This is a genomic window from Streptomyces sp. NPDC059564 (assembly GCF_042735575.1).
GTDB lineage: Bacteria > Actinomycetota > Actinomycetes > Streptomycetales > Streptomycetaceae > Streptomyces.
In genome coordinates, this window is record NZ_JBHWBP010000004.1 from 1 (window position 1) to 23,907 (window position 23,907).

Annotated in this window: 22 protein-coding genes and 1 CRISPR repeat array; of the genes, 4 read left to right on the forward strand and 18 right to left on the reverse strand. The window is 67.7% G+C overall.

Translation table 11 applies throughout. The annotated features are described in order from the left end of the window. Positions 1–105: 105 nt before the first annotated feature. The 13 genes from ACFV0Q_RS01880 to ACFV0Q_RS01940 all read right to left on the reverse strand — a co-directional run bounded on the left by ACFV0Q_RS01880 (position 106) and on the right by ACFV0Q_RS01940 (position 8,931). On the reverse strand, positions 106–1,116 hold the full coding sequence (locus tag ACFV0Q_RS01880) for a DUF3560 domain-containing protein (protein WP_384998918.1): 1,011 nt from the start codon (positions 1,114–1,116) through the stop codon (positions 106–108). 15 nt (positions 1,117–1,131) lie between these two features. Beyond that, positions 1,132–1,332, reverse strand: coding sequence for a hypothetical protein (locus ACFV0Q_RS01885; RefSeq protein WP_384998921.1), 201 nt, complete (start codon positions 1,330–1,332; stop codon positions 1,132–1,134). Then, complete coding sequence (locus tag ACFV0Q_RS01890; RefSeq protein WP_384998924.1) at positions 1,329–1,754, reverse strand: hypothetical protein; 426 nt, start codon at positions 1,752–1,754, stop codon at positions 1,329–1,331. The genes ACFV0Q_RS01885 and ACFV0Q_RS01890 overlap by 4 nt, the downstream gene beginning before the upstream one ends. A gap of 230 nt (positions 1,755–1,984) precedes the next feature. Then, positions 1,985–2,296, reverse strand: a complete 312-nt coding sequence (locus ACFV0Q_RS01895; protein WP_384998927.1) for a hypothetical protein — start codon at positions 2,294–2,296, stop codon at positions 1,985–1,987. 58 nt (positions 2,297–2,354) lie between these two features. Then, complete coding sequence (locus tag ACFV0Q_RS01900; protein WP_384998930.1) at positions 2,355–2,663, reverse strand: hypothetical protein; 309 nt, start codon at positions 2,661–2,663, stop codon at positions 2,355–2,357. Positions 2,664–2,742: 79 nt separating this feature from the next. Beyond that, positions 2,743–3,114 (reverse strand): hypothetical protein, encoded by a 372-nt coding sequence (locus tag ACFV0Q_RS01905; protein WP_384998933.1) that lies wholly within the window; start codon positions 3,112–3,114, stop codon positions 2,743–2,745. Between the two features lie 117 nt (positions 3,115–3,231). Further along, positions 3,232–3,699, reverse strand: a complete 468-nt coding sequence (locus ACFV0Q_RS01910) for a hypothetical protein (protein WP_384998936.1) — start codon at positions 3,697–3,699, stop codon at positions 3,232–3,234. 25 nt (positions 3,700–3,724) lie between these two features. Beyond that, on the reverse strand, positions 3,725–4,273 hold the full coding sequence (locus tag ACFV0Q_RS01915; RefSeq protein WP_384998939.1) for a hypothetical protein: 549 nt from the start codon (positions 4,271–4,273) through the stop codon (positions 3,725–3,727). 159 nt (positions 4,274–4,432) lie between these two features. Then, entirely contained in the window at positions 4,433–5,320 is an 888-nt protein-coding gene (locus ACFV0Q_RS01920; RefSeq protein WP_384998942.1) for a hypothetical protein, read from the reverse strand. 91 nt (positions 5,321–5,411) lie between these two features. Further along, a complete protein-coding gene (locus ACFV0Q_RS01925; RefSeq protein ID WP_384998945.1) occupies positions 5,412–6,437 on the reverse strand; it encodes a hypothetical protein in 1,026 nt (341 codons plus the stop codon). A 196-nt stretch (positions 6,438–6,633) separates the two neighbouring features. Beyond that, positions 6,634–7,713: an AAA family ATPase gene (locus ACFV0Q_RS01930; RefSeq protein ID WP_384998948.1), complete on the reverse strand. Its 1,080-nt coding sequence runs from the start codon at positions 7,711–7,713 to the stop codon at positions 6,634–6,636. Positions 7,714–7,753: 40 nt separating this feature from the next. After that, entirely contained in the window at positions 7,754–8,086 is a 333-nt protein-coding gene (locus ACFV0Q_RS01935; RefSeq protein ID WP_384998951.1) for a hypothetical protein, read from the reverse strand. A 254-nt stretch (positions 8,087–8,340) separates the two neighbouring features. Further along, a complete protein-coding gene (locus tag ACFV0Q_RS01940; protein WP_384998954.1) occupies positions 8,341–8,931 on the reverse strand; it encodes a hypothetical protein in 591 nt (196 codons plus the stop codon). Positions 8,932–9,212: 281 nt separating this feature from the next. Beyond that, a CRISPR array of direct repeats spans positions 9,213–9,979; the repeat unit is 37 nt; unit sequence GTTGCGATCCTCGGCCGTCCCGAAGGACGACCGCCAC. A gap of 192 nt (positions 9,980–10,171) precedes the next feature. On the opposite strand from ACFV0Q_RS01940, the gene ACFV0Q_RS01945 reads away from it, so the two are divergent. From ACFV0Q_RS01945 to cas7c, 4 genes are all read left to right on the forward strand, one after another. Further along, the gene (locus ACFV0Q_RS01945) at positions 10,172–12,511 is read left to right on the forward strand and encodes a CRISPR-associated endonuclease Cas3'' (protein ID WP_384998957.1); all 2,340 of its coding nucleotides are present in this window, start codon (positions 10,172–10,174) and stop codon (positions 12,509–12,511) included. Positions 12,512–12,782: 271 nt separating this feature from the next. Beyond that, positions 12,783–13,535 (forward strand): type I-C CRISPR-associated protein Cas5c, encoded by a 753-nt coding sequence (gene cas5c, locus ACFV0Q_RS01950; RefSeq protein ID WP_384998959.1) that lies wholly within the window; start codon positions 12,783–12,785, stop codon positions 13,533–13,535. A gap of 3 nt (positions 13,536–13,538) precedes the next feature. After that, positions 13,539–15,332, forward strand: a complete 1,794-nt coding sequence (gene cas8c / locus ACFV0Q_RS01955) for a type I-C CRISPR-associated protein Cas8c/Csd1 (protein WP_384998962.1) — start codon at positions 13,539–13,541, stop codon at positions 15,330–15,332. Between the two features lie 51 nt (positions 15,333–15,383). Continuing rightward, positions 15,384–16,298: a type I-C CRISPR-associated protein Cas7/Csd2 gene (cas7c, locus tag ACFV0Q_RS01960; RefSeq protein ID WP_384998965.1), complete on the forward strand. Its 915-nt coding sequence runs from the start codon at positions 15,384–15,386 to the stop codon at positions 16,296–16,298. Positions 16,299–19,594: 3,296 nt separating this feature from the next. Here the strand turns inward: cas7c and murF are convergent. The 5 genes from murF to ACFV0Q_RS01985 all read right to left on the reverse strand — a co-directional run bounded on the left by murF (position 19,595) and on the right by ACFV0Q_RS01985 (position 23,390). Next, positions 19,595–20,977 (reverse strand): UDP-N-acetylmuramoyl-tripeptide--D-alanyl-D-alanine ligase, encoded by a 1,383-nt coding sequence (gene murF / locus ACFV0Q_RS01965; RefSeq protein WP_384998968.1) that lies wholly within the window; start codon positions 20,975–20,977, stop codon positions 19,595–19,597. Between the two features lie 7 nt (positions 20,978–20,984). Beyond that, positions 20,985–21,608 carry a C39 family peptidase gene (locus ACFV0Q_RS01970; protein ID WP_384998971.1) on the reverse strand — a complete coding sequence of 208 codons (624 nt, stop codon included), beginning with the start codon at positions 21,606–21,608 and terminating at the stop codon, positions 20,985–20,987. Positions 21,609–21,626: 18 nt separating this feature from the next. Next, the gene (locus ACFV0Q_RS01975; protein WP_384998974.1) at positions 21,627–22,592 is read right to left on the reverse strand and encodes a D-alanine--D-alanine ligase; all 966 of its coding nucleotides are present in this window, start codon (positions 22,590–22,592) and stop codon (positions 21,627–21,629) included. Positions 22,593–22,713: 121 nt separating this feature from the next. Beyond that, positions 22,714–23,040: a hypothetical protein gene (locus ACFV0Q_RS01980; protein WP_384998977.1), complete on the reverse strand. Its 327-nt coding sequence runs from the start codon at positions 23,038–23,040 to the stop codon at positions 22,714–22,716. A 128-nt stretch (positions 23,041–23,168) separates the two neighbouring features. Beyond that, positions 23,169–23,390 carry a DUF5999 family protein gene (locus tag ACFV0Q_RS01985; protein ID WP_384998980.1) on the reverse strand — a complete coding sequence of 74 codons (222 nt, stop codon included), beginning with the start codon at positions 23,388–23,390 and terminating at the stop codon, positions 23,169–23,171. Between the last annotated feature and the right edge of the window lie 517 nt (positions 23,391–23,907).

The following is a 23,907-nucleotide window of genomic DNA, read 5'->3' on the forward strand; positions in this document are numbered from 1 at the left end:
GGAGGCGGTGAGGGTGGTGTCGGAAGGCCACCCCCCTCACCTCATATCTAAATTCTACTATGCATGAGGGTCGGGTCAAGCCAACTCAACCCCACGGCCCCCCTCCTACGCGGCCGACTGGTTCAGGTATTCCGCCATCCCCTGCGGGGATTTCCGTCCGCTGACGTCGTCGTACGGCACCGTCCACGTCCAGTCGAGCCTGTTGCCCTCGGCTCGTACGACGCGCTCTCCGATGCCGTTGTGGATGTGCGGGATGGTTACGGACTTGGCGTTGACCCGCAGCACTTCGAAGTACCGGCCTCGGTGCAGGACGAAGTCCCCCTTGGTGAAGTCCTTCTTCGACCACACCTTGAAGCCCTTCGCCTCGGCCTCCTTGATCACGCCCTGCCAGTAGGCGATCTCCTCCGCCAGCTCCGCATGCATGCGGGCCAGCTCCGGGTCATCGGGGTTGCGCGTGAATCCCTTCGCGCTCTTGCCCTGCTGCCACTTCTCCACGGCGCGGAGGTCGGCCTCCAGTTTCGCGATCCGGCGCAGAGTCACCCCGGGGTTCTTCCTGAACTTCTCGTACCCCTCGGCGGCCGCAGCCCTGCTCGACCAGTACGACGCCTTCTCTCCCTCGCGTATCGACTTGCGCATCCCGTTGTCGATGCGGTCGCGGTCCTGCTCGGCGCTCCTCTGGGAGTGGTGCCCGAGCAGGATCGGCTGCCCCATCGGGATGCCATCCGCGATCCGGTGCGCACCGGCATAGGCCGCGTCAGAGCGGGAGGCTGCATTGTCGGCATACCCGGAGAACCGCTCGGAGCGGTCGGCGGCCCGCTCGCTGCGGTCCTCTTCCTGCTCCGCGAAAGTGCGCCGGTCGGACTCGTCGACCGTCAGCGTCACCTCGAAGCCCTTCTCACGGAGGAGCGCGGCGAGCTGCTCCAGGTTCGGCCGGTAGGTGGCCTTGTCTCGCGAGAACGGCAGGTACCAGCATCCCAGCGTCCGCGACCACTTGGCGGGCTGCCGGAGGGTTGCGCCCCATCGGCGCTGCTTGAGGATGTCGGCGGAGCCGTCGCCGCGGGCAGTGCCCTCGATGAGGGTCCCTTCGCGACGGGTGTGGGTGATCTTGATGGTCATGGTCGTGCCCTTCTGTCAGATCTGGATGAGTCGGCCGACGGGGTGCCAGCCGGCGTAGAGGATGTGGATGACGGGGTCGTCGGCGGCGAGCTCGCAGAGCGTTCCCCAGCGGTGGGCCTGGACCTCGGTCACGAGGAAGGACACGGTGTCCCCGTCCTGGTCGCGGACGTTCTCGCCGTCCTCCTGGCGCAGCCACACGCGGGATCCGGCGTTCATGCCGGCCACCCGGAGGTCATGTGGACCGCGAGGGTCAGCGTGGCGACGAGAGACGTCTCCAGGTCCTCCCGGTCGAAGGCCAGGGACTGGGCGACTAGGAAGTGCGGGCTGATGAGGTGCGCGAAGTCGCCCCGCTGGGTCATGCCGCCCCGAGCGGCGGAGTCCGCGGCTTCCGCCAGGAATGCGGCGTAGCGGAGGGCATCGCCATCGGCCTCGCCGAGGAACGTGCCGCGCGCCTCCCACGCGGCCTGGAGGAGCAGAGTCCGGCGCGTCTCCGGCCCGGTCTGCTCCCACAGCTCCAGCAGTCCGCCGTCCTTGGCGAGTTCGAGAGGGGTGCGGCGCTCGGACGGTACGCGCAGGAGCTTGGCTGCCGTGATCAGGGCGGTGTGGGTCATGTACAGGTCGAGCACATCTGACTCCATTCGGGGTAGTAGGAGGCGGCGGCCTGTGCGGCCGGAGGTCATGGGCTGCTCGATTTCGGGGGTGGCGGGTGTGGTGTTGGTGAGCTGCTCATCGATGGCTTGGCGTAGGCGACGGCGCTCGCGCTTCTTCAGCGCCCGGCGCCCCTGCCTGGTACTGCGGGAGTTGTAGAACTCCTCGTGTGCGTAGAGGCCGTGGAGGCCAAGGGAGGCGATACTGCGCGGTGTGACGATCACTGGTGGGCGCTGCCGTGAGCGCGGGCCTGGTGTACAAGGCGGGCCGCGATCATCAGGTTGTCGGCTTCGCGGCGGCGGCCGAGCTGGAGGAGCGCGCCGACCTCGAACATCGTCAGCCAACTGCAGGCCGGTATCGCGGCGGCGAACTCGGCGTAGTCCTGGCTGTGCTTGTGGCCCGGCCGGCGCGACCATGCGCGGCGGGCGACCGTGTGTGCCAGGGCGGCGGCGTTCTGGGTCTGCGCGTTGCTCAGGTTCAGGGTTGCGATGATCTCCGCCGTTCCGAGGAGCGGCAGGTGCTTGAAAGACATGTGGTTCTTCCGAGTCCAAGAGGTGTGGGCGGACGCCCGAGCGGGCGCGCCGGGTGGCTCAGTCGTTGGCCCAGCCGAAGAACAGCCAGCCGTTCTCGGCTTGGGATGTAGTGATCGGAAGGGCGCCCGCCGGTCCCCATTTGTCGTCGATCCGGGGGTCGTAGGCGGAGATCAGCTCATTCGCCCGGCGGATGGCGGCGGCCTCGGATCGGCGAGGTTCGTCGATGACGGCGTATTCGCCCTTCTCGGCGATGCTGCCGGTGCCTTCTCGGTGTCCGTGCTCGTGCAGGGCTTGGCTGCGGATCTCCTCGAAGGCTTTGCCGACGTTGTCTCCGGTGGCAACTTCGAAGAAGGTGGTGGCGCCCATCAGGTCCTCCAGGTGGTGTTTCGGGTGGCGGCATGGCGCGGGCCGCCCCGGTGGCGGGGCGGACCAGGACGGCTTGCGCTCAGTGGATGCGGACTCGGCGGCGGTTGGTGCGCATCGGGCTCGCCGGTCGGAATAGGGCGGGCGCGGGAGCGCGGCGAACCTCGGCCAGCAGCCTGTCGACCGGATCAAGGACGGGGGTGGGGGCCGCCGTGACGTTCGCGACCGCCTCGTCGAGCGCGTCGCCGCGGACGCCGGGGAACTGCTGGCTCCAGCGGTCCATCGCCGCACCGTCGGCCTCGTCCAGGCCAGCGGCCACGGCGAACTCCGCCCACTGGACGGACATGTCGACCGCAGCCCAGGTGAGTGCCACCTCCGCCTGCTGCTCGGTGATGGCGTAATTCCGGGCGACGTGCAGGACGGTGATCGGGGCGGGGATCGGGATGTTGTTCACGGGCTTCCTTCCGGCTGCTGTTCGGATGGGGCTTCCCCCTTCCTTATATCGAGATTCTACTATGAATAGAGGGGGTGTCAATGTAAACCCGCAGGTCACAGGCTCGGTGGGTCGTATCTAGGCCGCGGCCGCCGTGGCCTTGCGGGAGCTGAGCGCGCCGCGCTTGCGGATTGTGGCAGCCCCGGCGGCGCGGGACTCTGCGCGCTGCGCCGTGACGCGGCACTGCCCGCACAGCGGTTCGCCGTTGCGTCGGTGCCCCTTCACGCCGCTGCTCTCCCCGCATACGCCGGCCCGCGAGGGCAGCCCCTTCGGGAGGGCCGGCGCCGCTGCCGCCGAGGCGACCACCCTTCCGTTGATCCACACCCGCGCGGAGCACACGCCGTCGAACTGAGAACCCTGCGGGCGGACGCGGTCGTAGCACTCGGCGAGCACCGGGCAGCCCAGGCAGGTCCGCACCAGGGGCTCGCTGAGCTCGCGGAGCTCCTTGGCCGACTTGCGGGCAAGGGGCGGGTTGAAGACGAAGTCCTCGACGCCGACGCACGGCGCCAGTTCCATCCAGGTCGTCGTGGCGGTCGAATTGATCACGGCTGGTGCCTCCTCGGCGGGCGGGTCAGAACAGGGCGGGCTGGGGGTGGGGTGTGGGCAAGATGGCCTCCTTGGCCGCCGACACCCGCAGGGCCAGGCCGGCGGCTGTTTGTGCCCATAGCCGGTAGGCGTGGGTGAGCCACATCTCCGGATCGCGGAAGGGGGCGGGGCTGCGGTGGTAGGCCCGCTCGTGCGCCGCCTCGGCGTCCACGGCCTGGCGAAGCGCCCCGTACCGCACGGGCGTCAGGCGCTGGTCGATCAGGTCCGAGGCGTCCACCCAGGCCGCAAGCCCGGACCTGGTCCCGGTGGCCGCCTCGACCTCGTAGGTGAAACCGCGCAGCGCCGGGGCCCATGTGCACAGGGCGCCCACCCCTGGCTCGCCGGGCAGGCGGCGCATCTGGAGCCGCCGCTCGGGGTCCAGAAGTGCCTGTTCGTCCCACCGGGCGCGCTGGTAGTTGTATGGCCGGTCCACGAACTCGGCGAGCTGCGCCGGAGTGAAGAAGTCCCGGACCGTCATCCGTATGCCGTCGCCAGTGAACGCCGTGCCGACTGCCCGGGCGGCAGGATGCTTCATGAACTACTCCGTAGATACGTAGCGGCCTATTTTTAGGCCGCTACGGGCGGTCGAAGGGTCAGCTGTGCTGGAGCATGCGGAAGTCGGTGAACTCCTGTCCCTGGACTTGCTCCAGGACGGCGGTCAGCGCGAAGCTGACCTGTCACGCAAGTGACCGCGTCAGGATACAGAAAGATCGTGGCCTATTTTTTTCTCTGGGGCCTCGCCTCGACGGCAGCCGTCCTTGACGGCCCGCGTTCGCACACGCATCTCCGCGATCGCATCCCTGGCCACCGACGACAACGGCGCCCCATCGGACCGGACTTCGCTCAGCACCCTCTCGTCCCGGGCACGCTCCCGTGCCCGAGCTGCCTCCTTCCTCGCCTGCTCCTCCTCCGCCCTCTGCTGGCGAGGACTCGTCCCGCAGCCACGGCAAGAGCGTCCACCACCATCGGGGTGGGCGAAGCACCGCCCCGACTCCGGCGCAGCCGGGGTCTCCTCTGCTGCGGCAGCGGTCTCCCCAGTAGCGCCAGCTGCGGGGGTTGGGGGGTTCTTCTCTGAGTACTTGCTCTGGTTACTACCTATAAGCCCCGGAGAACCAACGGCCGGAGACCCAAGGTCCGGAGATCCAGCCCCCGGAGAACCGAACCCCGAAAACCCGGTTTCGGAGTCCGTCTCACCGCCAGAGTTCGTTCCGGCCGGATTCCCACCCCCGGCCTTCGCCCGCCGGGCCACCCGCCGCTCCTCCGACTCCCGGAACTCGGCCGCCGCCCAGTCCTGCGCCTGGTCGTACACCTCCGTGATCTTGAAGAACGTCCCGTCCTCCCGCCGCTCAGTCACCACCCGGTAGTACCCAGCGTCCCGCAGCTCCCGCAGCGCCGTCCTCACCGCCTCGACGCCCTCCTTGCCCGCCTTGGAGATCCGGTCAGCCGCGACCTTCCACGTGTCGGGCTTGGCCAGCAGGTACGCCAGAATGCCCCGCGCCCGGAAACTCAACCGCGCATCCTCGAGCGTGGCCGTCGGCAGCACGGTGTACCCGGTGCTGAGGTGGCGGCGAAGAATGGTCACGGGAAGCCTCCAAGGGCGTATGAGCGGTGAAACTAGGCGCGTTGGGGTTTTGCTTGGCCGCGCGGTACGTGCGGGGCTGCCAGCGGTGCCATCAGGCGGCCGGATGGGCCTTCGAGACCTTGATCGAACGGGGCGACTTCTTCCCCGGCGCCTTGCGCATCGGCACAGTCATGCCGGCGCGGCGCATGATGCGGATCATCGCCTCCTGGTCAGGAACCATCGGGACGGCGAGGTCGGCGTCTTCGAACGCGCCGACCATGGCCTCGACGTCGGCCTCTTCCTTGTCCTTGCCGCCCTCCCACCCGAGATGGTTGGGGCCGTAGTTGCCCTCCGGCGAGGCATCGACCATGGCGCGGACCAGCTTCTTCACCTGGTCCGCCTCCCTGCCGCGCTCGCGGGCGCGGACGTAGCGGGCCAGGGCCTTCGCCCGGTCCTCGTCGTCGTGGATGAGGGCGGTCTGGGCGGGCGTCCCCGGTGCCGCATTGGGCCAGCACGCCGTGAGGAAAGCGCAGTTGTCGCAGATCGCGGACAGTTCCGGACCATCGTGGTCACGGCGAAGCTCCTCCGGACTCTCTGCCTCGATGACCCGGTCCACCCACCAGCGCGCCTCGGCGGCCAGCCACGGGTCGTACGGGAACTCCTGGACGTGCTCCTCGCCTGTGTCGCGGTTGACGAATCGGAACCGGATCAAGCCCACCTCGACCGGTCCGAGCCGGTGCAGGTACCGCTGACCGGGGATGTCCGCGAACCCGACCGTGCACAGCAGGCTCGCGTACAGCAGGACCTGGCGCATCTCGGCAGCAGTCGGACCGAACCGCACCACCCGATCCCAGATCCGCCCCGACTTCGTCTTCACGTCCTCTACCGTCAGCACTGGCGCCGCGACCTTGGGTCGGTGCCGCTTCGGCAGCCGCGCGGCCGTCGCCGCGTCCAGCTGCACGACGTCGATGTGTCCGCGGATCGTGTCGTCCTGGACGGTCCGCTCGACAAGCCACCCATACTCGCGCCGCGCGTCCTCCAGTAGCCCGGTATGGATGTACGTGCCGAGGATGGCGGTCTTCTTGTCCGGGGTGTTGGTTCGCTCGGTGCCCGTCAGGATGTATCCGGCGCGGCGCATGCAGATGGTGTCCGAAGCTCCGAGCTGGGTCTGAACGGATCGGGGCCGGCGAGCGTCGGCGGCGTGCGCGGCCTCCCATATGGAAATCGGTGTGCGGGGCCGTGGCCGTGTTGCTGTTGTGGTCATTGAACAAGCTCCAAGAGGTGCGCCGGGCCTGCCCGTCGCGGCGAGCCCGGCGAGAAGAAGTGGCGGAGGGTCAGGCGGCTTCGTCGAAGGTCGTGCCCGGCGGCTCCTTGCCGTCCTCGGCGGCGGCGGCTCGCAGGCGGGCGGCGTCGCTCGTCGGATCCACGAGTGGCTTCGGGTTCTGCAGCTCGACGGCCCTGTGCTCGATGGATGCGCGCACCACCAGGACTTCTTCGCGGCTGAGGCCCTCGTCTGCCTCGACCTGCTTCCACAGCTTCTTCAGCTCCTCCACGCCGCCGGCGGCCGCCTTGTCGACCTTCGGCAGCCACGCCTGTGCGAGGTCGCCCGTCAGCTCCGGGGTGGCCTTCGGCTGGTTGTGGATCTCGCAGCCCATCAGCCCGAATACCAGCTGCTCGATGGTCAGGCCCGGCGCATACCGGGGCTTCCCGTCACGAGGCACCTGGAATTTCAGCGAACGGGCCCCGACGATCTGCGGCTGAGCATCACGGCGAAGGCGGACCCACACGGTCGCATCGAACGCCAGAGACTTGTGCCCCTCGACCCGCCAGTCCGTAGTGCGCGGAATCGGATCGCCGTTGCCGTCCACCGCCGTGACTTCCTTGCCCTGAGCCAGCAGCACGACGATGCCCGGCATCGTGCGGACCAGGTACATGACCCGGTTCCACCGCTCCGAGGCCTCGTTCCACAGGTTCATCGACGGCTTGACCTCGGCGTCCGGGTCCTGCCGCAGCTTCTTCTGCCCGGCGTTCGAGCGCCGGGCCCGGTCGTTCGTCCAGTTCACGAGCATGCGCCAGAGCATCGACACCGAGTCGATGACGAGAACGACGGGCTTCTCCTTGGCGGCCGCGGCCCGCTTGGCCTCGGCGTGGACAGCTTCGATCTGGCCGAGGATGTCGCGGAACGATCCGTTGTGGTCAATGAGCAGGTAGTCCGCTCCGGGGACGTTCGCGTACTCGTCGGCAGTGTCCTCGCCGAGCTCCAGCCAGTAGGCCTGACCGGTCTTGTCCGAGCCGGTGAACTCGGCGGCGGTGTGCGACTTCCCCGCCTTCGGCTCGCCTTCGAGCAGGACGACCGGCCAGGGCGTGATGCCGGTCGGCTTCCGGGTGCGGAGCTTGATGGGTGCGGTGGACATGGCTACTCCAGGAGATGGCGAGAATGTGTGGTGGCCTATTTCAGGCACTGCGGAGACCCCGGGTCTCGAAGACCGAAGACCATTCGGGGTGCAGCTCGACCAGGCGCCTCACGTAACGCGACCGGTAGTCGTTGTTCAGCTTCCAGGTGTCACCCCGAGTGGCGCGTCCATACTCGTAGCGGAGGACTTCGAAGAGCATTCCAATGCCCACGCGCCTGAGCCCCCGGTCGACACAGTCTGCTGTCATGCCCTCCAGCTTCCCGAGGATCCAGGGGTTGAGCTGATGGAACGCCTCGAAGCGGTCCTGGATGCTAAGCGGCGCGCCGGCCCGGTCCGGGTGGCGCAGTGGCGCCATCGGCAGTTCTAGCTGCATGGGAGTCATAATTCCCTCCAAGTTTGGGTAGCGGCCTATTTCTACGTCACGCGAGCGCAGTGGTTCAACTGCACCCCCTCGTTCATATCTAAATTCTACTATTGATGGTGGGGGTGTCAACCAACAATCACGGCCACAGGCTTGGGGTGACGCAACCTGGGCCTATGGCCGCTCACTTCTCAAGTACCAACGAGTCGGGGCGAGTTCGCCCCAGGCGCCGTGCCCGGTAGACACCCATCGGCGACCGGCACCGTCTACGCCTTCGGCTTCTCCGCGGCAGCCTTCTTCCCCCGCGGTTTGAACGCCGACCCCGGCCCCGCGTACACCCCATCCCGCAACTGCTGCGCGAGATCCTCGTCCAGCTTCCACTCGCCTGGGTTCCGCCGCGCCTCCGCCGACACGCTCATCGTGTGCTCCGCGCCGACCAACACCGTCTCCAGTAGCCACAGCGGCGACCCGGACAAGGAGTAGTCCGGCGGCGGAAGCTGCTGCTTCGCGCTCTTCAGCGCCTGCGACACCTTGACCTGGTCGACGCCGAACAGCGCCGCGTACTCCTGCAGCCCGACCAGCGCAGGAAGCTCGCCCGCCTTCATGGGACGCACCGTCGCGCCCTGCTCCTGCTCCAGCTCCTCCAGCAGGCCCATATCCAGCTGTCGGCCACGACTGCCCGGAGCCAACGCCAAGTCCACGACCAGGCCGCCGGGCCAGTACGGCTTCCCCGACACGACTACCGCATCCGCGTAGGAGATCACCCCACCAGGAACCCAGCGGTCGCTGACGGCCGTCTCCGCGATCCGATAGACCTTCGCAATCTCTTTGCGGCCCATCACCAGCGGCTTCGCCACGACAGCCCCCTTTCTCTCCTTCGTCTGCCATAGCAGAATACGGGTACGAGTGGGACGTCTCGCCGCCGCCCGGCGACCGCCACGCCCGCCCCGTTAAACTGGGATCACACTTTCCAAGAGGTGTGCACGAAACCCCCGCCGTCCGGCCGATGCTCGGGGGTTTCGCTGTACCCCAAAGCCCTGAGGCGTATTGAACGTTTCCTCCTCTGCCCATTTCGGCCCGCAGTCTCAGAGCAGCGTCGCCCGCCAAGGCGAACGCCATTCGGACCCGCGCCGAAGCGGTTGCGGTCCTCGGCCGTCTCAGAGGACGACCGCCACCACAGGTTGTGCAGGGTCATGCCCACCGCCCACCAGTTGCGATTCTCGGCCTTCCCGGAGAAGACCGCCACGGCCTTGATCGAGTACCTAACCAAGGTGCAGGACGGGTTGCGATCCTCGGCCGTCCCGGGTGACGACCGCCACGGAGTCATGCCGCCACCGCCTAGGGCAGGATGACGACGTTGCGATCCTCGACCGTCCCGAAGGACGACCGCCACATGCCGACGCTGGGGCCGCTCGCGTACTGGCCGATGGTTGCGATCCTCGGCCGTCCCGAAGGACGACCGCCACAGGCACCGTCAGGCGCATCCCGCTCGCAAGACGTTGTTGCGATCCTCGGCCGTCCCGAAGGACGACCGCCACGGCTCTTCCACCAGTACACGGACAGCCCCGTCGATACGTTGCGATCCTCGGCAGTCCCGAAGGGCGACCGCCACGACATGCCCTCCTTACGCGGTCAGGTCGATCTCGACGTTGCGATCCTCGGCCGTCCCGAAGGACGACCGCCACGGCGGCCCAGGCCATAGGTCACGCGGCCGGCATCTACGTTGCGATCCTCGGCCGTCCCGAAGGACGACCGCCACCCTTCCCGATTGCTGCCTGCGGGTCACCGAATGCGGTGTTGCGATCCTCGGCCGTCCCGAAGGACGACCGCCACAAGACCGGGCTGGTCCTCCGCTTGGAAGCCCCGAAGTTGCGATCCTCGGCCGTCCCGAAGGACGACCGCCACCCTGTATGAGCTGCGGGGTCACTGCAAGAGAAGGCTTCTTGATGAGGGTACGGGAGTCGAAATGTGCCCACGATGGACATTTTCCCTCGGTGTGGTGGGGGTGTCGCGTGTGTGCTTGAGGTTCCGAAGCCGTCGCGTTTTTGCCGGGATGGAGCCTTGCTTGAGGCTGCGTGAGTCTTTTGGAGACGGTGCGTGGGTTGGTGGTTCATCTTAAGGGGGCGGCTTCGGAGGAAGCCGACGGTTCGAGCCTTTGGGGGGTCGTTGTCGGAGCGTGAGTTGCTCGCCCACAGCCTCAGCGTGTTGTCGGGGTGCCGACACCGGTTGGAGGACCATCTGCGTGGGTCTGCCACCCTGGCGGAGGCTTTCGCCGACGTCTTCGGGGCTGGGGAGGTTGCCGGCTACTTGGCGTTGGTTCATGACGTCGGGAAGGGCTGTCGTGCGTGGCAGGACCGTTTGATCTCTCATGCCGAGCCGCTGGGGAAGCCGGTCGGGATTCCACACAAGGAGGCGGGCACGGTTCTTGCCGCCCAAACAGCGGGGCGTCAGCTTGCCGCTGTGGTGCAGGGGCATCACGGCGGACTCCCGGACCAGGACGCTGTGAAGAATGTCCTGGCGGAACTCGGGGGAGCTGGACTGGATGCGGAGCGTGCCCGGGAGGCGACCGAAGCTGTGGTCCGACTGGTGCCGCAGATCGTGCGGGAGGACAGGATTCTGCCCCCGGCTTGGCTTGCTGGGCTTGAATCACCGCGTCGGCGCGCGCTGGCCCTGGACCTGTTCACGCGGATGGTGTTCAGCTGCGTGGTCGATGCGGACTACCTCGACACCGCGGCGCATTTCGCGGGCGGAAAGCCTCGGGTTGCCGTGCCCGCGGACATGCGGATGCTGCTGGAGCGATTCGAACTGCGCCGGGCGCGGATGCTGACCGGGCGGGTGGCCTCGCCGGTGGACGGTGTGCGGCAACGGGTGTACGAGGAGGCGTTGGCGGCGGCTTCGGGAGCGCCCGGCATGTATGTACTGCACGTTCCGACGGGCGGTGCGAAGACGATCGCTGCGGGCGGGTTCGCGTTGCGGCATGCGGCCGAGCACGGGCTGGGACGGGTGGTGTTCGCCGTTCCGTACATCAGCATCACGCAGCAGAACGCCGATGTGTACCGGGGCCTGCTTGATCCCTCGGACGGTGACGACGGCGGGCCGGTGGTGCTCGAGCACCACAGTTCGGTGGCGCTGGACGAGGAGGACCAGGCGGGTGCCTGGGCGCGTTTGGCCGCCGAGAACTGGGACGCGCCAGTGGTGATTACGACGACGGTCCAGCTGTTCGAGTCGTTGTTCGCCCGGAAGCCCTCGGTGATGCGCAAACTGCATCGGCTGGCCGGGTCGGTCATCGTGCTGGACGAGGTTCAGGCGCTTCCCGACCGGCTGCTGATCCCGATCTTGTGTGCGTTGCGGGACCTGGTGGAGCACTTTGGGGCGTCGGTGGTGCTGGCGTCCGCGACGCAACCCTCCTTCTGGTCTTTGGCGCAGTTGGATGGGCTTCCGCGCCGCAGCATGGTCGCGGACGTGACCGGCCTGTTTGAGGTGCTGCGGCGGGTCAACTACGAATGGCGCATGGGGCCGGACGTCACATGGGAATCGATCGCGCGGGACATCGTCTGTGACGGTGGGGAGCAGGTCTTGACGATCGTGAACACGACGCGGGACTCGGCGCGGCTGCACCGTCTTCTGTCCGGGGCGGATGGGGGCGTAGGAGTGTCGGGACCGGTGTGGCACTTGTCAACGAGGATGACGGCCGAGCACCGTCGGGAGGTGATCCGGCATGTGCGCGGTGAGCTCGAGGCCGGGCGGCCGGTGCACGTGGTGTCCACGTCGTTGATCGAAGCGGGCGTGGACGTGGACTTCCCGCGGGTGTACCGGGCGTGGGCACCGGCGGAGGCGTTGCAGCAGGCGGCGGGCCGCTGCAATCGAGATGGTCGACTTCCGGACGGAGGCACCGTCGTGGTGTTCCGGCCGGCCGACGGCGGGATGCCGAAGGACTTGTCGTACAGAGCGGCCATGGAGGCGAGCACGGAGTTCTTCGGACCGGACGAGGCGGACCCGGACGATCTGAAGGTCCTGCACCACTACTACGAGAAACGCTGGGCTCTACAGGGCACCGATGGACGGACCATGGGGGTAAGGATTCAGGAAGCGCGCCAGCGGTGGGACTTTCCCACGGTCGCGGCCGAGTTTCAGATGATTGACAACAAGTACGCGCAGTCCGTCATCGTCATCCGTCCGAACACCTCGTCTGAGGAAGGGAACCGCATCGAGTCGGACATCGCCTCTCTGCGTGCCCCCTCCCCATCGGGCCCCGAGCTGCTGCGCCGACTTCAGCCACACACGGCGACACTCCCACGCCACGAAGTCGCCAAGGCGTTGAACGCGGGCCTGGCCGAACCGGTGATTGGCGACCTCGTAGTGTGGCGCGGCCACTACGACCCGGTGCGCGGCCTGGACGCGGACACTCCTGAGGACCGTGGTGGCTATGCCTTTTGACCAGGGGGTGTTGTTGATCCTCCAGCTGTCTCCTTCCGCCCGGTCGACTTCAGGTTCCGGCTCGGCGGATGGAAAGCCAAAGCCCCCTCGATCAGCGGGTATTCCCGTTCAGCGGTCCGGTGTCAGTGGCGGCGCCTACAGTGCGGGATCAATAGGGGACAGACAGTGATCTGATGCCCCGTTGGTTTCGTGTGCCCTTCTCGGGCTCGTCGTTGGACGGGCCCGGTCGGGGTGGACTGGCAGGGATGGGATGCGACGGATGAGAGCGACGGTGTCCGCGTCCGGCAGGGCGAAGCGCGGTAACGAGGGTTGGGCCTTCCCCGATCTCGTGGTGGAGGTGTGGGGGGACACGGCGTGCTTTACGCGGCCGGAGCTGAAGACCGAACGCGTCAGCTATCAGGTCATGACCCCCTCCGCGGCCCGGGGCGTGCTGGAGGCGATCTTCTGGAAGCCGCAGTTTGGTTACGTGGTACGGAAGATCGAGGTGTTACGCCCGGTGAGCTGGCTGCGGGTGCGCCGCAACGAGGTGAAGTCGGTGATCAGCGCCCAGGAGGTGCGAAAACTCCAGGCGGACCGGCGTCACCACTATGACGTGGAGAAGGACCGAGACCAGCGCAGCACGCTGGCTTTGCGGGACGTGCGCTACCGCATCCACGCGCAGATGGTGGTGACGCGGGAAGGTCTGGCCGGTTCGCAGAAGCATCTGCCGGCATCGGAGGAGAAGTTCCGCGAGCAGTTGCGTCGCCGGGTCGAGCGGGGTGCGTGCTTCTCGCAGCCGTTCCTGGGGTGCAGGGAGTTCGCAGCCTCGTTCGGGAAACCCGATACCCAGGAGTCGGTGGTGCGATTCACCGAGGAACTCGGGGTGATGCTGCACTCGATCGAATACGGCCCGCAAGGGGAGCGGTACCGGTGGTTTCGCGCATCGGTCATCGACGGCGTCCTGGAGATTCCCGAGGAACCGCTGCCGGACGAGGCAGTCGCCATGCCGTCGGCCGCCTGGCGTGCCGACGCCTTGGAGGGCTGATCGGTGCTCCTGCAACGATTGACCGAGTACGGGGACCGGATCGCCGGTGAGCTGCCGGCCGAGTTCTACCGCGAGAAGCAGATCCACTGGGTCCTGGACATCGCTGCGGATGGCGGAAGCGCGCAGGTCCTCAACCGCAAGGTGTCGGGGCGCCAGCGCGATCAGGTGCTGTCCATGCCGGTGCCGTACGTGCAGCGGTCCGGGACGAAGGTGCCTCCCTACCTCTTGGTGGACACGGCCGAGTTCGTGCTTGGCGTCCCGAAGAAGACCAAGGACGCCGACGTCACGGACAAGGAGAGGGATGAGGTGTTGCGCCGGCACGACGCCTACCGTGATCTCGCTCTGCGCTGGGCATCCTCCGCGACCGACGATCCCGGGGCCCAGGCCGCCAAGACGTTCTTCGCTGCTGGCCGAGTCAAGCTCGAACTGCCGGACGAGCTCGAGGCGAAGGACACTGTCGCGGTCATGGTCGGCACCCGCTGGCTCCATCAGATCGGATCCGCGCAGCACCTGTGGGCCGAGGAGGTACGGGCCCGTAAGGGCGGCACCGCCGAGCGCAGGGGCCTGTGCCTGGTGTGCGGGCAACATCGGGCCCTGCTGGCCACGATCCCGGAACCCGTCAAGAAGGGCGCCATCCCTACCAGGGGCGGCAGTAATGAAGGGCAGCTCATCAGCATCAACGCCCCCGCCCAGGGACGCGAAGGCCAGACCCAGTTGGTGAACACCCCGGTATGCCACCTGTGCGGCGGCCGTGCGATGGCGGTCCTGAACCATCTCCTCGCCTCGGACCGTCACAGGCGTCGCTTCCGCGACGACGGGGTCCTGCTGTGGTGGACCAAGCAAGCCGAGCCCGACTCCGCGCTCGCCATGTTCTTCGACGACTGGCCGGAACCCACCGACATCGAAAACCTCATCAACTCGATGAACACAACACCCAGCCCCACCCCCGCGCAACGGACGCAACCGGACGCCTTCTACGGGCTGTCCCTCGGCCTGAACAACGCCCGCCTCGTCGTTCGCGACTGGATCGACGTCCCCCTGCACGACGCGAAGAAGAACCTGGCTGCCTGGTACGCCGACCACGGCGTCCAGGACGGATGGACCGGACGAACCCGCTACCACCCCCTGTGGCAACTGGCACTGTGCTGCGGCCGCTGGCAAGGAGAACGTTACGCCCCTGACAGTGCCCCACACGGCCTGGAAGCCGAGCTCCTGCACAGCGCCCTGCACCACCAGCGACCACCGGCTCGAGCCCTGCCACTCCTCCTGCAACGTGTCCACGCCGACCAGCGCGTCGACTCACCACGCCTGGCACTGCTGCGCCTGCTCCTCAACCGTTCACCAGACCCCCAGGACCATCTGATGCCGCAACTCGACAAGGACAGCACCGATCCCGCCTACCTCTGCGGCAGGCTCTTCGCCGTCCTGGAAGCCGTGCAGGACCAGGCACTCCCGGACATCAACACCACTCTGCGCGACAAGTACTTCAGCGCCGCCGTAGCCTCCCCCAGCATCACCCTGCGCCGGCTGTTCACCGACTCCGGAGCCCACTTCAAGCGACTGCGCCGCGACAAGCCCGCCGCCGGATACGCCCTGGAGAAGCGGCTCCTGGAGATCTACAGCAAGGTCGGCGACGACCTGCCCGGCCACCTCAACGACGTCCAGCAAGGCCGCTTCATCATCGGCTACGCCCACCAACGCCACGACGACATGACACAAAGGCAGGCCGCCAAGGAACGCAAGCAAGCCGCCGTCCCCGCCCAAGGTGCACCCGTGCCGGACCCCGCCTCCGTCTGAACCGGCGACACCCGCCGACCCCAACCAGATTACGTTCAAGGAGCCGCTCGCATGACTGCCGCCCACCTGGACCCAGCCCGCAAGCACGACTTCGTCTTCCTCATCGAAGCCGTCGACTCCAACGCCAACGGAGACCCCGACAACGGCGGCCTGCCCCGCACCGACCCCGTCAGCGGCCACGGCCTCATCACCGACGTCGCGATCAAGCGGAAGATCCGCAACACCGTCGCCCTCATCAACACCATGGAACCGCGCGAGGGATACGAGATCTACGTCGAGGCCGGCACCGCCCTCAACAGCCAGCACGAACGCGCCTACACCACCGGCTCCGCACACGACCAGAAGTCCGCACAAGAATGGATGTGCCGCAACTTCTTCGACGTACGCATGTTCGGCGCCGTCATGACCACCGGCAAACGCGACAAGCAGGCCGGACGCGTCCAAGGCCCCGTACAGATCGGATTCTCCCGCTCCATCGACCGCATCACCCCCCTCGACATCGGCATCACCCGCGTCACCCCCACCAAGGAGGAAGACCTCAAAGCCTGGCACGAACGCGCCGAGAACACCGAAAGCAAGAACAAGGGCAAGGAAACCGAAATGGGCTCCAAGCACGTCGTGCCCTACGCCCTGTACCGCGGCACCGGACACTTCAGCGCACCCCTCGCCCGCCGCACCGGCGTCACCTCCGACGACCTCGCCCTCTTCTGGCGCGCCTTCCAGATCATGCTCGAACACGACCGCGCCGCTGCACGCGCCAACCTCGCCCTCCGCGGCCTCTACGTCTTCACCCACGACGACGCCTTCGGCCGCGCACCGTCCCACGAACTGTTCGAACGGATCACGGTCAAAGCCCGCGACGACGTCAGCGCACGCAGCTTCTCCGACTACGGCACCGTCGACATTTGCGACACCGACCTCCCGCTCGGCGTCACCCTGACCACTCTCACTCCCCGCTCCGAGTGACAGAGTGGCCGACACCTGGCGGTCGATCCCTGGGGTGACCGAGGATCGCAACTCGTATGCCAGGGCGATGTCGTCGGGGGTGCACCAGGTGGCGGTCGTCCCCCGAGGCGAGCGAGGATCGCAACGAGCCGGACCGGATCGCGGTTATCGTCACCTGTCGACGTGGCGGTCGCCCTTCGGGATGGCCGAGGATCGTAACGACACCACCGCCACCTGGACCGGCCCCGGTGGTGGCAGCGGCGGTCGCTCCCCGGGGCGACTGAGGATAGAAATACCCACAACATCAACCCGGTCGGCTTCCTCCGGGGCGTGGCGGTCGTTCCTTGGGACGGCCGAGGGTCGCAACCCCACGGACTGGCGTCTTTTCCACTGGTGGCGCCAGGGTGGCGGTCGCTCCCCGTGGCGGCCGAGGGTTGCAACCAAGAGGCCAAGGGTGATACCCGAGGACCGCAACATCTGGATCGATGCTCAGGCCTCCCCTGGGCGCTTCGTGGCAGTCGCTTCCGGGGGCGGCCGAGGTTCGCAACGGCGGGCTGCGGCGCGTCGCATACAGCCTCGACCGAGTGGCGGTCGCTGCCCGGGGGCGACCGCGGATTGCAACGTCAAGGACATCGGGGCCGGCGTCGCGGACGAGAAGGGCGGGGGCCGCCCTTCGGGGCGGTCGAGGACCGCAACGGGGAGCACGCTGACGAAAACCATCCGGCCGAGCAGAGGTGGCGGTCCCTTTGGGGCGGTCGAGGATCGCAAGGACATCACCGCCACCTGGACCGATCCGGGTGATGGCAGTGGCGATCGCGCTCCGTGGGGCGACTGAGGATCGCAACTTGTACGCGACAACGAGGGCGGTGGCCAGCAGGACGAGTGGCGGTCGCTCTCCGGGGTGACCGAGAATTGCAATGGGAGGGCCAGCTCCCCGGCGTAGTACGCGTCCACGGTGGCGGTCGCCCTCCGGGGCAACCGAGGATCGCAACCGCTACGCCCACACGACGGACACCACCTGGACTGTAGTGTCGGTCGTCCTTCGGGAAGACCGAGGGTCCCAATACCTGGGCCAACACGCACCAGGCGAACATCAACGTCGTGGCGGTCGCGCTGTCGGACGACCGAGGATGGCAACGAGACGCGGCAAGAGGCGCACATCGCGACCGAGCGTGGATCGCCCTCTGGGGTGACCAAGGATCACACCCTGCGGAGCCAGCGCGGGGACGGCAACCCTCTATCCGTGGCAGTCGCTCTTTGGGACGACCGAGGATCGCAACCAGTCCGGCACCTCAATCACGACGGCCGTACCTGCGCGTGGCGGTCGCCCTCTGGGGCGATCGAGGATCGCAACATCCGGGGGTTGAAGGGCCTCGGGGACACGGCAGGGTGGCGGTCTCTCCCCGGGCGACCGAGGTTCACAGCACCGCGTCCAGGACCGAGACCGCTGGGGGGCCGGGTGGGCGGTCGTTCTTCGGGACGGCCGAGGGCCGCAACAACGAGGGCGTCTGGCGGAATTGGGATGAGGTCCTTGTGGCGGTCATCCTTCGGGGTGACCGAGGGGCGCAGCTTAGTCCTCGCCCTGGAAAACCCGACGGCCGGCGGTGGCGGTTGTCTTTCGGGACGGTCGAGGATCGCGACCCGCACCCGGGAGTCGCGATGGCGAGGCTGGCCTAGTTGTTAACAAGCGTTTCAGTTGGCTGGCTGTGCCAACTGAAACGCTCAGGAGCGCGGCATCCGCGCCGTCTCCTGCAACTGGAAGGGTTGCTGCCTACGTCGCACAGTGACAGAGGGCGTTTTCAAGGGGGGAAAGACTGTGGAACCAGGGACCATGGCTGCTCTCGCGGCAATCGTCGGCACCTGCTCAGGCATGGTGGGCGCTCTTGGAGCCGCGCGACTGAATGGCACCATGCAACGCCGCTCACAGCACGAACACTGGCGCCGGGACGGTCGACGTCAGGCGTACGCAGCCTTCGTGGAGGCCGCTGTGGACTACGGTGAGGCTATTGGCACCGTTCAAGCGTTCGCCGCAGTCCCTAACGACCACGTCGGGCCGGAAGCAGCGGAGCTGTGTCGGCGAGTCGATGAGATGCGGCCGGCCACGAGCAAGGCGCTGGCGCTGGTCTTGGTGGAGGGCCCTGAGGACGTGGCCCGTGCCGCTCACCAAGCGGTGCGTGCGATGACCGCCTGGGCCTGTGCGGTCGGCGTGTATCCGCCAAGTCACCCTCTGGCGATCTCTCGTTCCGTACAATCTGTGCTCTGCAACGGCCCGACCGACATAGTCGGTCTGTCCGACGTAACTTGGCAGCGGATTCGCGAGTTCGAGGCGTGTGCCCGCGCGGCTTTGGACCATCCACTGTCGTCTGCTACGTGAGCACCCCACGAGCCTGCCAGGAGCTGAGGTCGGAAGGTGTGGTGGTGGCAAGTCGCCCCTTCGGGGCAGGTTCGCAACCTCTCGTTGGGTCGGGAGCGCCAGCACCGAGGCTGTGGCCGTCGCCTTTCGGGGCGACCAGGATCGCAACTCTTCGGCTTCGCGTTGCGCGCTCTCGCTCCCGCGGCGATTGCGGTCGGCCCTCGGGATGACCGAGGATCGCAACTCCGGGGTGAGGTCGGTGACGTCGGCGTGGATGACGGTGGCGGTCGCCCTTCGGGACGACCGAGGATCGCAACTGTTCGGGGGCGTCGGATTCCGGTCCTGCGCTGGGTGCGGCGGTCGGACTTCGCGACGGCCGAGGATCGCAATGTCAGGTCGACGGCGTTGCGGTTGGCGACGAGTTCGTGGCCGTCGCCCGGGGACGACCTCAACATGTCCGGGGCGTTGGCGGCCGGTAGAACGACTTCGAGTGGTGGTCGTCCTTGGGGATGGCCCCAGCCTTCTGGGGATCCGCTGTCCCCGTGAACCACGTTGTAGGTCCCGAAGCAGACAGTCCACTGCACGTTTCCTCTTCTGCCCATTTCTGCCCGCGGGTGCAGAGCAGCTCCACCACCTTGGCGTCGTACAGGGCAGGCCGCACCAGGACGAGAAACGGGCTCGACGTGTCGGCCAGCACACGCCGACGAATAAGTCCGCGTCGTTGGGGCGTATCCAGGCAAGCGCGACGAGTGCGGTGATCGCAGGGCTCGCGGCCTCATTCTGTGAGTCGTCCCAGGAGTGCGAGGTGCCTTCGCACGGGTTCCTTGCCGTGCACACCCATCATGGCCTGGACGGCCTCCCCCAACTCCTTTCCGACCCCGACCGACATTCGGGCCAATGCCGGACATGGCTGAGCCCCGCTGCCGGTGGGGCGAGCGGGGCTTGCCACGTACTTCTTCGGGCCCTACGGGGTGGGCATGCCGGCCAGCTCGCGGGCGACCGCTTCGAGCCCGAGGGCGTTAGCGCCCTTGACCAGGACCACGTCGCCGGGCCTCAGCACGCGCGTGATCTCCTCGATGAGGGGGACACCCTCCGATGCCATGGCGGCGGTGAGGCCGGCGGCCGTGATGGTCGTCAGCATGCGGTCCATGTGCCCGCTTCCGATCCCGATCACCTCGGCCGGTCCGAGGCGGACGACCTGCTCGGCCACCTGGTCGTGCCAGGTACCTGCCTCATTGCCCAGCTCGGCCATCTCGCCGAGCACCGCGATCTTCCGGCGGGTCGGTCCGGCGATGTCGCTGAGCGCGGTGAGCGCCGCAAGCACGGATTCGGGGCTGGCGTTGAACGCGTCGTTGATGACGGTGACGCCGTCCGCGCGGGTGGTGACCTCCATGCGTCCTCCGCTGTAGATCTCGGCCTCGCGCAGGCCTTGGGCGATGCGGTCTGTGGGGACGCCAGCGGCGATGGCCGTGGCAGCTGCGGCCAGCGCGTTGAGGACATTGTGGCGGCCGTGGACGCGTAGTTCGATATGCCTGCGGGCGGAGCCGTGGGCGAGGACGAAGTGGGGGCGCCCGTCGTGCTGGATAACCACCTCTTCCGCCCGGACATCGCAGTCCTTGCCGAGGCCGAAGGTGACCACGGTGGCGTCGGTGTCACCAGCCATGGCCGCCACCAGGGGGTCGTCGCCGTTAAGGACGGCGGTGCCGTGCACGGGAAGGGCGTGGACGATCTCGGCCTTCGCCCGGGCGATAGTCCCGCGGGACCCGAACTCGCCGATGTGCGCCGAGCCTACCCCCAACACGGTCGCGATCCGGGGACGGGCGATGTCGCACAGGCTGGCAATGTGCCCGAGGCCCCGGGCGCCCATCTCCAACAAAAGGTAGCGGCTGCCCGTCTCGACCCGGCTGACGGTGACGGGGAAACCGATCTCGTTGTTGAACGACCTGGGGGTCGCCACGGTCGGGCCGTCCAGGTCCAGAATGGACTTCAGCAGGTCCTTGGTGCTGGTCTTGCCCGCTGACCCGGTAAGCCCGATCACCGTGCCAGTGAACTCGGAGGCGACCCGCGCGGCGATGCGGCCCATCGAGTCGAGGACGTCTGGGACCACGAGGGCGGGCGCGTCGACGGGCTGGCTCGCGAGTACGGCGACCGCACCGGCCGCAACCGCCCGTGCGGCGAAGTCGTGCCCGTCGGTCGACCTACCCTGCAGACAGCAGAACAGGCTGCCGGGGGTGACCTCACGCGAGTCGAAGACCAGCGGCCCGGTGATCAAGGGGTTGGGATCGTCGGTCCCGGTGAGCTGTCCGCCGGTCACGAGCGCCGCTTCACGCAGGGGGAGGGGGATCACGTTGCTCCTACTGTGTATGGCCCAGAACGACCCCCCGACCGGCGAAGAACCGGGCGAGGTCCACCCTGGGGATCTGGTGGAACTGCTGTGACTTCTCCGGGAAGCCGGAGGGGTTGTGGACGGTGATGTGATCGGGTCCGGAACCCACGGCGAGGACCAGATGCCCGCCGCGCTGTGCCGGCCGGGGGTCGAGGGTGCGGATGGTTTTGTGTACGGACATCAGCACGAGCCGCCCCCGCGAAATCTCGGCGTCGACCTCCTCAACGGAGAGCTCCGGGCGGGCTTCGGCGAACAGACCCCACTGGGAGGCCACCCAGGCGGCGAACGGGGCGTAGATCAGCCCTTGGACCTGGTCGCCGTCGCGGACGTACGCTCCGGCGGCCAGCGCCTCACGGACCAGCGGTACCGACGCGGGCACAGGCTGCCCGAAGTAGCCGAGCGCCATCCGCAGGCACGCCATGCCGCACATACGGGGCGCCCAGAAGGCGTACTCCTCGGCCGTCTCGGCACCGGAGGACTCCCACAGAGGATCGGCGGCCGCCGAAGCAGTCCCCGAGACGAACTCGGGCACCAGTGCGGCGGACTCCCACTGTGAGAAGTAGGGGACATTATGGGTCGTGGCAACGGTCATGCACCCACTCTGCCGCCGTCACGGCACATATGAGACCTTGGTGAACGCCGTGTCCAGGATCCGCTTGATCAGCTCGATGTACGACACCCCTGCCGCTGCTGCCATCGTCGCGAGATTCCCCTGCTCGGACAGGCCTGGCACCGTGTTCACTTCCAGCACAGGGCTCCGGCCGTCCGTACAGATCAGGAAGTCCACCCGGCTCACCCCGTGGGCGCCGATCAGCCGGTGCACTCGCAGCGCGATTTCCGTCACCCGCTGCTCCACGTCCTCCGGCAAGGCGGCCGGGCAGGTCTCGCGGCGAAGGCCCCGGTCGTGCTTCGCCTCGTAGTCGAAGAACATGCGGTCCGTCTCGAAGGTCAGCAGCGGCAATACGACGGGGCCACCCTGGTCAAGGATGCCCACCGTGCATGGGATTCCGTCGAGGTACTCCTCGACCATGTACTCGGCGTACGGCTGATCCCGCCGAGCCCGCAGCAGACCGGCCAGCTCCTCGACGTTGTGGGCGATTCCCGCTCCGAGGCTGCCGCCGCCAGCCGCCGGCTTGACGAACACCGGGTACCCAAGGTTCAGCTCGACTGTCGTCAGGGTGCTCTCCACGGAGTGCTCCGCCAGCACGGTGATGGACTTCGGGGTGTCGATGTTCAGAGCGGCGAGCAGGGTCTTGAACGTCGGCTTGTGCATGCCGAGCGCGGAGGCCAGGACTCCCGAACCGGTGTACGGGATGCCGAGCTGTTCCAGATGGCCCTGCACCTTGCCGTCCTCGCCGCCGAGGCCGTGGCAGGCGAGCAGGGCGACATCGATGCGCGCCCGCAAGGTCGCGCCGAGCTCGCCCAGGTCGCCCAAGTCGATCATCTCCGCCCGCATGCCGGCACCCGACAGCGCCTTGAAGACCGCCTCGGCGCTCGCGATGGAACCGGGACGCTCCGGGGAATCGCCGCCGTAGAGGACGCCGATCCGGCCCGGGTAGTCGTGGTGGTTGGACATGTACGCTCCTCGTGATTGGGGTGCTCGTCCGATCGGAGGCGTCCGACCCGGTGTGCCGTGCCCGTGTACGCGGTGGAAGGCTGAGCGGGCCGCTTACCCGCGCTGGGACGCCGTTGCCGTGCTAGACGGTCTGTTCATCGGGTCCCAGGTGGCCCATGGCCCAAGCGCGCTTGATGGCGTACGCCGGCCTGTCCGTGGCGCTGAGGGCAGCCAGTAGGTCGGCGTAGGCGTCGCGCAGCCGCCCCTCGGGCCACCGCACCTGGTCCTGCATGTCGATGACGGTGAGCCCCTCCGAGAGGTAGCCGAGTACCCGTATCTGGTCCTCGGTCAGGGGCACCGGCCGTTCGGGGGTCGGTATGGGCAGCTGACCCGTGGCGTACGCGTTGTGTATCAGAGCAGTGGTTCTCGCCGAGCCGGTCTTCAGCCGGGCGTACTTCAGCCTCGACACCACCGCTCCATTGCTGACAAACAGACGGCGAGCGATCGAATGAGCCTTCAGGCCCTCGGCGGCCAGTGCCACGGTCTGGACCTCGCGATCGGTCAACAGAGCCTGACCTGCGGGTCGTACTCGGCCGCTCATGCTGCGACCCTCTCCCCACCGGTCGGCCGGTGCGGAGCGACGATGGTTCCGTCGGGCAGTAGCTGTCCGGTGTCCTCGAATTCCAGGACACCGTTGCAGAGCAGGTTCCAGCCCTGCTCGGGGTGTGCACCCATGATCCGAGCCTCCCCGCGACATTCATCCTGGGCTTGCGGGCACGTGGGGGAGTGAGGACAGGCGGGGGCCGGGGTTTGGTCCACAGGAATGCCTCTCTGGCTGAACCCGCTCCGAAGGGGGGCGGCAGTCTGTTGGGGATGTTGTTCGCGTTGGCCCGGACGGAGCACGGGTGCATGGATGGCAGATGGGCAAGGACAGTGGGAACCAACGGGCAATCCCGTCTGGTCCTGCGCGGCCCGCCAGAAGTCACCTGCCGGGCCGCGTAGGGTCCGGTTTGCCTGCGTTGGCTGCCTCGAACGCTGATCTGAGCAGCCCCGCCCCGACCAGCCGATGACGGTCCCAGGGCCGTACCCAGAACGGCCCGGGCGGCCGGACTCGGTCGAGCGGTGGCATTGCCACACGACCGCGGGCGACGCAGCGGCTGAAGCCGCTCTCCCAACGCGCCGCCGTGCCGGGAGGGACGAGCCAGTACCAAAATGGGCGCCCGGGATCGTCGACGACGGGTCCGCATCCGCCTGGTTGCCAGATGTCCATGAGAGCCAATGCGTGACCCGAGCGGTGATCCCGAGCGGTGACGACCAGCTCGAAAGTCCCTGCACC